Raw genomic sequence first — 10,062 nt, forward strand, 5'->3', positions numbered from 1 at the left:
AAAGTTGCAAAGACCTCAAACCGCACTCGATCTATGAACGGTATTGATTCCCAACAACAAGTAGAGCGGGCAATACGAGAAGAACGCAGTAGCGATCAGGACCGCCAAACCGATGATGATCCGGACATACTGATCAATTCGTCCGACGTTACGTGCCATGGCAATAGGCCTCCCTTGTTGCAAGGCGCATGTTGAACACACGCCAATTCGAGGCCTTGATCATGATCAATTTGCAGCTGACGCCGACTACGTCATCGGAAATCCAAGTCGCGCTGCCGTGGGTTCTCCATTTAACCCGCACAGCGGCGTTCCGCGGGGCTACCCTGGTCCTCGCCCCACGCTGCGCGCCCATCCCGCCAGCGCCTCATATCCGGCCGCGATCTTCATGAAGTGCTCACGAATGGCCTCGTCCTTATATCGCCCGGCCTGACGCCTCGTCCGCTCAGCGCGGGACTCCCAATAGGTTGCGTCGTCCTGTGGTTTCTTCCGCGTTGATCCCGCAGCATTCTCCGCCGGTCTTCTCGACGGCCGCAGATCCGCGGCAGCTTCGCGCTCGCATCACTTCGGCCGCGGCTTGGGATGTTTTGAGCGCTTCACGAAGACCCCCAACGATAAAGCCCTGGCGGGCTATGCGGATCAGTCCATCACCGGCTCGGGAACGGCCGCGCGCTCCTGGAACTGGTCATATGCCTCCAGCGCGTCGGCGGCATACATCAGGGATGGTCCGCCGCCCATGTAGATCGCCATTGCGAGCGTCTCCTCGACCTGCTTGCGGCTGACATCGAGTTTGACCAACGCTTCGGCATGGAAACCGATACATCCGTCGCAGTGGGCGGCGACGCCGAGAGCAAGCGCGATCAACTCTTTTGTCCTGGTGTCCAGAGCACCATCTTTCGTTGCCGCCTGCGCCAGGGCCGAGAACGCGCGCATGGTTTCCGGAATATCGCGGCGCAAGTCGCCCAGATTACCGGAAATATGTTTGCAGAGGTTGGAATAGTCTTTTCTCATATCAATCCCAATCTTCGGCATAGAGGTTAGCCAGGAAGGGCGGGCTTGCCGACGGGCATGTCGGCAAACGCCACCCTTCATCCAACGCAGCCCGGGAACACGATCTAGCCTGTCTGAAGGACGTACGTGTTTGGCCTGCAAGGATGCATACCATCTGACGCGCGCATCGCTTCCGCTCATTGCGCCAGATCAAACCAAACGCACTTTCTCGACTTGCGTCAGATCGACGGTTCGTTGCATCGCCAATTAGGCTGAGCGTCAGTTTCTGGAAGGATGGGAGAATGCCGGATGTTCGCGCACCTCCAGCATCGTATCAGCGGGCTTCCGGTGATCGACCGCGACGGCACGCTTGTCGGAATCCTCACGGAGGGAGATTTCCTTCATCGCAGCGAGATCGGGACTGAAAGCAAGCGCAACGGATTGCTGGCGACCGACCAAGCTCATGCGGCGGCGCAATGCGTCTATGTCCGTCCGATTGGCTGCCTCCGTTCAGGGCAGCCAATCGTGCTTGGCATCGCTTAACGTTCTTCGTGGCTCGCCAATCTGCGATAGATGGTAAAGTCATCGAAGGCAGGTCCCTCGCCACGTCGCGTGTCGGAGCCAACGCTTGGTCCTAGCGCAAGCGAAGTGCCGAGGCCCGCGTAAAGGTATCTCGATCCAAATGCCTTCTTCAGGGCCGCAAAGGTTGGCTCGCCCGTGCAGTGGCCAGGCGCAATATATTCGACCTTGTATTTCTCGGTGAGAGCGGCGACCACCTTTGCAATCAGCTCATCTGGGGCTGTAACGAGATGAAAGCCGCCGACGATCATGTGGATTTTGGGGTTGATGGCCGTCGCTGCTTCGACAATTCGCTCGATCCCCGGATGCGAGCAACCTACTACGAGCACCAGTCCGTCAGGGGTATTAACAGCCAGTGACAGTTCCTTGAGTTCTTTCGTGCCAGGCAAGTCTGAGATCAACGCAATGAGTGTGATGCCAGGTGCAATTTCGGTGGTCTGATCAATCAGCTCGAAGCGAGCACTTGCCCACGCGGCGCCGAATTTCATGACCTCAGGCGGCTTACCATCGAAGTACCGCATTTCTGGCGGCAGAGCCTCGTCCTTTCGATAAAAGCTCGATGGCAGTGACGAACCATAAATGCCAAATCCCTCCTTGGGGGCGTAGATCTTGACTGTTGGATTGACGCTCAAGACGTGGTTCAGGCCGGCCATGTGGTCCGAATGGCGATGCGATAGAACGACGAAATCGAGGTTGGTGAGATCGATTCCTTTTGCCTTGACGTTGGCCGCAAAGATGTCGGCGTTGTCTCCGGTATCAAACAGGATACGCTTCCCGGCGATTTCCAGGAGAGCCGAGAAACCCCAATCCTTGGTCAGAGACGGGTCTGTGCCGAATGCGTCGTAGAGTATGGTGATTTGACTCTTCGGCTCGGCCGCTTGAGCCACCGGGGAGGCCATTACACCGAAAAAGCCACATAACGTAGCTGCAACAAAAAGAAACCGTCCAAACTTCATGGCGTTCCTCCTTTGGCAATTCGCAGACGGGTTGGCTCGACTGCATCTCGCCACCGCTGCGCTGTTGGCCGCTATCCTCCTTCGCAACCGAGAATCTGCTCCTGGCGCAGACTAGCCGACAATCGAATAATTTCGGTGATAACCCATGAACCTTTCATCGGGATGGCGGACCAAGGCGCCCATGCGGTGCAGGTTCGGAATTCCAGCACGCTGCTATCCGTATCTGCCGAACGCCAAGACCGATCATCGGGCGTTCGTTGCAGGATATCTTCGGTGGGTTCGGCGGAAGTGATCGGCACGGTCAGACAGATATGCGCGTTCCGACTCGATGGCTCGGCGAGATCGAACGGCTGCGCTGGCTGGCAAGCCGCGGCCCTCCACCACCAACAGTGCTGGATGTCGCTACCGAGGAACGATGAATTCTTCTGAGACGTGCAACCGCCCTGGGCGGGATGACATATCCGTGACAGCGCACTCGGCGCTGTCGTGCGGTTACCTTTCGGGTGGAAGCTACGCAGGGAATTGTGTTACGGTGCCGGGCAGCCATTGATTCTATTATGGAATTTTGAATGGCCAGTTTGAATCCAAGTCTGGATGATGCGTTAGGGGACATTCCGCGTGCCGCCGATCCAATACATCGTCGAGGGCGGCCGCCGCCTTTCGGGCACCATCGAGCCGTCGGGCAACAAGAATTCCGCGCTGCCGATCATCGCAGCTGCCCTGCTGACCGAGCATCCGGTCACGCTGACCAACGTGCCGCGCATCCGCGACACCGAAACGCTGGTCGAACTGTGCCGTTCGGTCGGCGCCAGCGCCGAATGGACCGAGCGCAACACGCTGCAGATCCACGCCAAGGAGATCAGCGCCGCCGATCTCGATCCGGCGCTGTGCGCGCGCATCCGCGCCTCGATCCTGCTGGCAGGTCCGCTGCTGGCCCGCTGCGGCGAGGTCGCGCTGCCGCCGCCCGGCGGCGATGTGATCGGCCGCCGCCGCCTCGATACGCATTTTCTGGCCTTCGAGCAGCTTGGCGCCACGGTGACCGCGACGCACCGGTTGGAATTCCGCGCCTCGCGCCTGAAGGGCGCCGACGTGTTCCTCGACGAACCCAGCGTCACCGCGACGGAGAATGCGCTGGTCGCCGCCGTCGCCGCGCGCGGCACCACCTATCTGCGCAACGCGGCCTCCGAGCCGCATGTGCAGGACCTCGCCAATTTCCTGATCGCGCTCGGCGCGAAGATCGAGGGTGTCGGCACCAACACCATCATCGTGCATGGGCCGGCGACGCTCGGCAGCACGACTTTCGCGATCCAGCCCGACCATATCGAGGTCGGATCGCTGATCGGGCTTGCCGCGGTGACGCGCTCGCCGCTGCGCATCGCGCGCGCCGGCGTCGAGCACCTGCGCTCGATCCGGATGGGCTTCGAGCGGCTCGGCATCGTCTGCGGCGTCGAGGGCGACGACCTCGTCGTGCCGTCGAACCAGACCATGAAGATCCACGACGATTTCGGCGGCCACGTGCCGAAGCTCGAGGACCAGCCCTGGCCGGCCTTCCCGGCGGACCTGATGTCGATCGCGATCGTCACCGCGACGCAGTGCGACGGCGTCATCCTGATGCACGAGAAGATGTTCGAGTCGCGGATGTTCTTCGTCGACAATCTGATTGCGATGGGCGGCCGCATCGTGCTGTGCGACCCGCACCGCGCGATCGTCGCCGGCCCGAGCCGGCTGCGCGGCGCGCCGATGAATTCGCCCGACATCCGTGCCGGTATGGCGATGCTGCTGGCAGCGGTTTGCGCCAACGGCACTTCCACCATCAACAATGCCGACCAGATCGAGCGCGGCTATGAGCGGATCGACGAGAGGCTCAACGCGCTCGGCGCCAAGATCAAGCGGATACCTGCGCGATTGTAGTCCGAGCATGATCCGGAAAAGTGTGCAGCGGTTTTCCGGTCGGATCATGCTCAAACAACAGCTTGAGACGCGACGATCTCTGCGTGAGATCGTCGCGTTGGGCAGTTCGGCCATCCTTCCGGCCGGTTTATCGTGCTAGACGTGCCGTCATGACCTGCATCGACAAGATCGACCCGGCCGCGTCGCGCGCGGCCGTCGTCCCCTCTCGCAAGCTGCTTACGGCCGAGCTCGCGGAAACGCTGAAGCTGGCGGTGCCGCTTGCGCTGACGCAGCTCGGGCAGATCGCGATGATGACGACCGATCTCGCCTTCATCGGCCGGCTCGGCAGCGAGAGCATCGCCGCGGCGGCGCTGGCGCATACCGTTTATTTCGTCAGCTTCACGATCGGCATGGGCATGATGTCCGCGGTGTCGCCGCTGGCCGCGCAGGCATTCGGCGCACGCGACCCGCGGGTGATGCGGCGCGCGCTCCGCGTCGGCCTGTGGGCCGGCTTCTTCATGGTGCTGCCGCTGATGGCGCTGCCGTTCCAGGGTGAGCGCATCCTGCTCGCGCTCGGCCAGACCCAGGCGATCGCGCATCTGGCGCAGCAATATCTGTTCGGGCTGGCCTGGGGCATCCTGCCGGCACTGTGGTTCATCGCGATCCGCGGCTTCATGAGCGCGGTGAACCGGCCGGAGCCGGTGCTGTGGATCACGCTTGCGGCGATCCCGGCCAATGCGCTGATGGTGTATCTGTTGCTCTACGGCAAATGGGGCATGCCCGAGCTCGGCATGTTCGGCGCCGGACTTGCCACCACGATCGTCAACCTCGGCACCTTCCTCGCCGGCGTGTGGTTCGCGGCGCGGCGACGCCCGTTCCGCAAGTACCAGGTGTTCAGCCGCGTCTGGCGCATCGACTGGCCTTTGATGGGCAAGCTTGTCGCCGTCGGGGCGCCGATCTCGATCGCCTTCCTGCTGGAATACGGCCTGTTCGGCGCGGCCGGCCTGTTGATGGGGCTGATCAGCACCACGGCGCTGGCCGCCCACCAGATCGCGCTGCAGATCGCGGCGATCCTGTTCATGGTGCCGTTCGGCGTCAGCATGGCCGCCACCGTGCGGGTCGGCCAGGCGGTCGGCCGCCGTGACACCGACGCGGTGCAGCGCGCCGGCTTTGTCGCGGTCGCGCTTTCCGGCGTGTTCATGAGCATCATGACGCTCGCGGTGATCCTGGCGCGCTTCGAGATCGCGGCGCTGTTCCTCGGCGAGGCCTCAGACGCGACGGCACAGCTCACCGCGATGCTGCTGCTGATCGGCGCGACGTTCTTCATCGCCGACGGCGTGCAGACGACCACCGCCGGCGCACTGCGCGGCATGAACGACACCCAGGTGCCGCTGCTGTTCGCCATCATCAGCTATTGGCTGATCGGCTTCGCCTCGGCCTCCGCCCTTGCCTTCTGGGCCAGGCTCAATGCCCCCGGTGTCTGGATCGGATTGTCGCTCGGCACTGCCGTTTATGCAACGCTCCTTGTCTTGCGTTTCCGCCTGCTGGCACGCAGACTGGTTGGATGAAGGTTGCCAAATGAGGGTCGACGAGATCACGCCGAACGTGGATTCCGACGCACTGCTCGCCGGCGCGCAGTTCATCGACGCGTTCAGGATTGCGACCACGGACCCCGGCCTCGATGCGCGACACGCCACCGAGGCGATGGTGGCCCGATGGCCGCGCTGGTTCGAGTGGCTGATAGCCCTGCGCAATCTCCTGGTCGCGCCGCTCGGGCTGAAAACCACCGGCGCAACCGAGGGCGTCGACCGCGACATGATCGGCATCTTTCCGGTGGTCAGCGAAACGCCGGAGCGGCTGGTTGCGGGCTTCAACGACAAGCATCTCGACTTCCGGCTTGTCGTCGACATCGCGCCCGCAGGGTCCGCGCGCAGCATCACCGCGACCACGCTGGTGCTCACCCATAACTGGTTCGGCCGCGCCTATCTCGCAGTGATCATGCCGTTCCACCGCCTGATCGTGCCCGTGATGCTGCGCAAGGTCGGGGGCTAGCGCATGACCTTGCCGGTCGACCTGTTCTTCTCGTTCCGCAGCCCCTACAGCTACCTCGCGCTGCCAAAGACGTTGAAGATGGTCGCCGACTACGATGTCGCGGTGAATTTGCGGCCGGTCTATCCGCTCGCGGTGCGCGTGCCCGGCTTCTTCAAGAAGACCAATCCGCAATTCGCCCGCTATGTCGTGCTCGACTCCAGCCGCGTCGCCAAGCACGAGAACATCCCGTTCCGCTTTCCGCGTCCTGACCCGATCGTGCAGGACATGACGACGCTCGACGTCGCCGAACATCAGCCCTACATCCACCGCCTGACCCGGCTCGGCGCCGCCGCCCAACTTGAGGGGCGGTCGCTTGCCTTCACCTCCGCCATCAGCCGCGTGCTGTGGGACGGCTCGGTGCAGGGCTGGAACGAGGGCGATCATCTGGCGAACGCGGCTGATGCCGCCGGCTTCGATCTCGCCGCCATGGATGCGGCCGTCGCCGCCGATCCCGACCGCTATGAACAGGTCATCAAGGGCAATGAAGAGGCGCACGCCGCGTCCGGCCATTGGGGCGTGCCGACCTTCGTATTCGCCGGCGAACCCTTCTTCGGTCAGGACCGTATCGACCTCCTGATCTGGCGCATGGAAAGCAAGGGCCTGACACGCCGCAAGGCCTAGCCGGAGATCATGCCGCGCTTTTCTCCGGTGCGTCGGCGACGACCTTCTCCGAAGCATCCTCGTTGGTGCACCAATTCCCATGGCAGCGCTTGAGGTCATTCAGGTTCTGCCGCATCTGGTCGAGCGAGAAGCCGAGCGCGTAGAAGCGTTCGGCGGCGTCGACCGGCAGGCCGCGGATCAGGCCATCCCTTCGCACCGCGGCGACCTCCTCGCTATAGGCATGCAGCGCGGCATCGACCGGCGCCATGTCGGCCGGGCCGCTGCCGGCGCGCAAGGCGGTCGCGACCGACACCATGTAAGCCACGATCGCCTTGCTGACCTCGGCCAGCGGTCGCGCCAGCCGGGCCTGGATATCCGCCGGCAGCGGCACGACGCAGGCCCGACCGATCATCACGACGTCATGCCGCAGCCGCTGGATGGTCCGCAGCAGCGGGCCGGTGTCCGGCCCCGATGACAGATGCATGGAGCGCTCGCGCTCGGCCTCGAGGCCGGTCGCGTGCAGATTGGTCACCGCGGTGCCGATGCCGTCCTGGATCCGGTGCAGCGCGTCGTTGTCGAGGCCGCGCGTCAAGCCGGCGAGCAATTCGGCGAATGCCGCCGAAAGCAGTTCCAGCAGCTTCGATGCATTGACCCTGATCTGGCTGACCGCGCGCGACGGCAGCACCAGGAACGAGATCACGAGGCCCGTGAGCGCGCCGACCGTGACTTCGAGGACGCGGTCGATCGCGGAGTCCAACGGGTTGGAATGATGCATCGTCGGCAGCAGCAGCACGATCACCGCCGTCACCGTCGCCGAGTTCAGGCTGGGATTGAGTGCGGCGATGAAGGCCAGCGGCACGATCGCCAGCACCAGCAGCGCCAGCAGGCTGCCCTCGCCGGAATGCGGGATCAGCACCGCGATCGCGCCGCCATAGATCGCGCCGCCGATGGTGCCGAGCATGTAGTCGCGGGTTGCCTTCAACGAGCGGCCGACGCTCATTTGCGTGACGATCAGCGAGGTCAGCACCGCCCAGAGCGGCAGCATCAGGTGCATCGCCACCGCGATGGTATAGGCCGCGACGCCCGCGGACGCGATCCGGACCGCCAGCGCCAGCTGCGTCTTACGGGTCCAGAGCTGGTCGAACATGCGTTTTGCGAAGGTCCTCATGCACCCTGATCCGCAATCAATGGAAAGGCCTATGTTAAAGGACGTCAAGCATGGCTGCTGCCCGCGGCGGCAAGGTGGCTTGAAAGGCCAAACCTGCCCGCCTACCCTGCGCCGCAAGATTGAGGAAACACGATGGCCCACGAAACCGCAACGCTCGCCGCCTACGTCGCCGACCTGAAATTTTCCGACATCCCGCCGCAGGTGCTGGAGCGCGCCAAGGTTTTGACGCTGGATTTCCTGGGCAGCACCATCCGCGCCCGCCGCGATGCGGAATCGACGCCCTCACTGATGAAGATGCTGGAAGCGCTGGCGCTGGACGGCAAGGGCGAGGCCACGGTGTTCGGCGACAGCAAGACCTGGACGCCGGCGGTGGCGGCGCTGCTCAACGGCGCGCTCGGCCATTCGCTCGATTTCGACGACACCCACGCCGATTCCTCGCTGCATCCGAGCGCACCCGTGGTGCCCGCCGCCTTCGCGGTCGGCGAGATGGTCGGCGCCTCCGGCCGCGACGTGCTGACCGCGATCGTCGCCGGCTATGAAGTGTGCTGCCGGCTCGGCAATGCGCTCGACCCGACCTCGCATTACGCCCGCGGCTTCCACCCCACCGCGACCGCCGGCACCTATGGCGCCGCTGCGGCGGCGGCCAAGCTGTTCGGCCTGTCGAAGGAGCAGATCGTCTCCGCCTTCGGCATCTCCGGCAGCCAGGCCGCGGGCTCGCTGCAATTCCTGGTCAACGGCGCCTGGAACAAGCGCTACCAGGTCGGCGCCGCTGCGATGAACGGCGTGATCGCCGCGACGCTCGCGCGCAACGACTTCATCGGTTCGAGCGACTCGGTCGAGGGCAAGCATGGCCTTTTGGTCGGCTATACCGATGACGCGCATCCGGACAAGGCGGTGGCCGGCCTCGGCAGCACCTATGAGACGCTGAAGATCGGCGTGAAGCCGTATCCGAGCTGCCGCTACACCCACGCCGCGATCGACGCGCTGATCGCGATGCGGCGCGAGCACAATCTGACGCCGGACCAGATCAGGAAGGTCGAGATCGGCCTGCACCGCAACGGCATCACGCTGACCGGCGATGCCGCCACCAAGCGGCACCCCACCTCGGTGGTCGGCGGCCAGTTCTCGATGTTCTTCACCGGCGCGATCGCGCTCGACCAGGGCCATTTCGGCTGGGACGATTACGACCGGCTGGGCGATGCGGCAATCGACGCGCTCGCCGACAAGTTCGACGTGGTACAGGACGACCGGCTCGAAGTCGGCCGCACCCACCCGTTCGGCGCCCGTGTCTCGATCACGACAGACGACGGCGTACATGAGCGCCTCTACGCCGATCCCTCCGGCGAGCCGACCTCGTTCCCCGACGCCAAGGCGATGCAGCAGAAGTTTTTGACCTTGGCCCGCCCGGTGCTCGACAAGCGCGCCGACCAACTCGCCGACGCGATCCTGACGCTGGAGCGGTTCGATCGGGTGGAGCAAGCGACGCAGCTGGGGCGGCAGTAGGCGCGGACGTCGCGGCGCGCCACATCCACAACCGTCATCCTGGCGAAGGGGATGGGTCTCGATTCAAGCTGTCAAACAACGCGGTGTCATCACCCGCGCATGCGGGTGATCCAGTATTCCAGAGACGGCTGAGCTTGAGCTGAGAGGCCGCGGCGTACTGGATCGCCCGGTCAAGCCGGGCGATGACAGGTGTAGTGGGCGCGAGATTCCCTCCACACGTCGTCCCTGCGAAAGCAGGGACCCATACTCCGCGGCAGGAATAGTGGAAGGGACTCGTCGTTCTAGCAT

General features: G+C 63.9%; 10 protein-coding genes. 6 read left to right on the top strand and 4 right to left on the bottom strand.

Annotated features, from left to right (window positions below; all coding sequences use genetic code 11):
- Positions 1 to 15 precede the first annotated feature (15 nt).
- Together AC628_RS25555 and AC628_RS25560 are read right to left on the bottom strand one after the other, a co-directional pair.
- Positions 16 to 159, bottom strand: coding sequence for a YgaP family membrane protein (locus AC628_RS25555; RefSeq protein WP_074129574.1), 144 nt, complete (start codon positions 157 to 159; stop codon positions 16 to 18).
- A gap of 477 nt (positions 160 to 636) precedes the next feature.
- On the bottom strand, positions 637 to 1,008 hold the full coding sequence (locus tag AC628_RS25560; RefSeq protein ID WP_074129597.1) for a carboxymuconolactone decarboxylase family protein: 372 nt from the start codon (positions 1,006 to 1,008) through the stop codon (positions 637 to 639).
- Positions 1,009 to 1,296: 288 nt separating this feature from the next.
- Here AC628_RS25560 and AC628_RS46195 point away from each other — a divergent pair, with 288 nt between their 5' ends.
- Positions 1,297 to 1,530, top strand: a complete 234-nt coding sequence (locus AC628_RS46195) for a CBS domain-containing protein (RefSeq protein WP_502689768.1) — start codon at positions 1,297 to 1,299, stop codon at positions 1,528 to 1,530.
- Here AC628_RS46195 and AC628_RS25570 read toward each other — a convergent pair.
- The gene (locus AC628_RS25570) at positions 1,527 to 2,465 is read right to left on the bottom strand and encodes an MBL fold metallo-hydrolase (RefSeq protein WP_074129599.1); all 939 of its coding nucleotides are present in this window, start codon (positions 2,463 to 2,465) and stop codon (positions 1,527 to 1,529) included. The two genes, AC628_RS46195 and AC628_RS25570, sit on opposite strands and share 4 nt — an antisense overlap.
- Positions 2,466 to 3,140: 675 nt before the next feature.
- On the opposite strand from AC628_RS25570, the gene murA reads away from it, so the two are divergent.
- From murA to AC628_RS25590, 4 genes are all read left to right on the top strand, one after another.
- Complete coding sequence (gene murA / locus AC628_RS25575) at positions 3,141 to 4,433, top strand: UDP-N-acetylglucosamine 1-carboxyvinyltransferase (RefSeq protein WP_074129575.1); 1,293 nt, start codon at positions 3,141 to 3,143, stop codon at positions 4,431 to 4,433.
- 149 nt (positions 4,434 to 4,582) lie between these two features.
- The gene (locus AC628_RS25580; protein ID WP_074129577.1) at positions 4,583 to 5,980 is read left to right on the top strand and encodes an MATE family efflux transporter; all 1,398 of its coding nucleotides are present in this window, start codon (positions 4,583 to 4,585) and stop codon (positions 5,978 to 5,980) included.
- Positions 5,981 to 5,990: 10 nt separating this feature from the next.
- A complete protein-coding gene (locus AC628_RS25585; protein WP_074129579.1) occupies positions 5,991 to 6,464 on the top strand; it encodes a DUF2867 domain-containing protein in 474 nt (157 codons plus the stop codon).
- Positions 6,465 to 6,467: 3 nt separating this feature from the next.
- The gene (locus AC628_RS25590) at positions 6,468 to 7,124 is read left to right on the top strand and encodes a 2-hydroxychromene-2-carboxylate isomerase (protein WP_074129582.1); all 657 of its coding nucleotides are present in this window, start codon (positions 6,468 to 6,470) and stop codon (positions 7,122 to 7,124) included.
- Between the two features lie 7 nt (positions 7,125 to 7,131).
- On the opposite strand, the gene AC628_RS25595 is transcribed toward AC628_RS25590, so the two are convergent.
- The gene (locus tag AC628_RS25595; RefSeq protein WP_074129584.1) at positions 7,132 to 8,271 is read right to left on the bottom strand and encodes an FUSC family protein; all 1,140 of its coding nucleotides are present in this window, start codon (positions 8,269 to 8,271) and stop codon (positions 7,132 to 7,134) included.
- Between the two features lie 132 nt (positions 8,272 to 8,403).
- On the opposite strand from AC628_RS25595, the gene AC628_RS25600 reads away from it, so the two are divergent.
- Positions 8,404 to 9,774 (top strand): MmgE/PrpD family protein, encoded by a 1,371-nt coding sequence (locus AC628_RS25600; protein WP_074129586.1) that lies wholly within the window; start codon positions 8,404 to 8,406, stop codon positions 9,772 to 9,774.
- The last annotated feature ends 288 nt before the right edge of the window (positions 9,775 to 10,062 follow it).

The organism is Bradyrhizobium sp. NAS96.2, from assembly GCF_001908235.1.
In the GTDB taxonomy this organism is placed as follows: Bacteria; Pseudomonadota; Alphaproteobacteria; order Rhizobiales; family Xanthobacteraceae; genus Bradyrhizobium.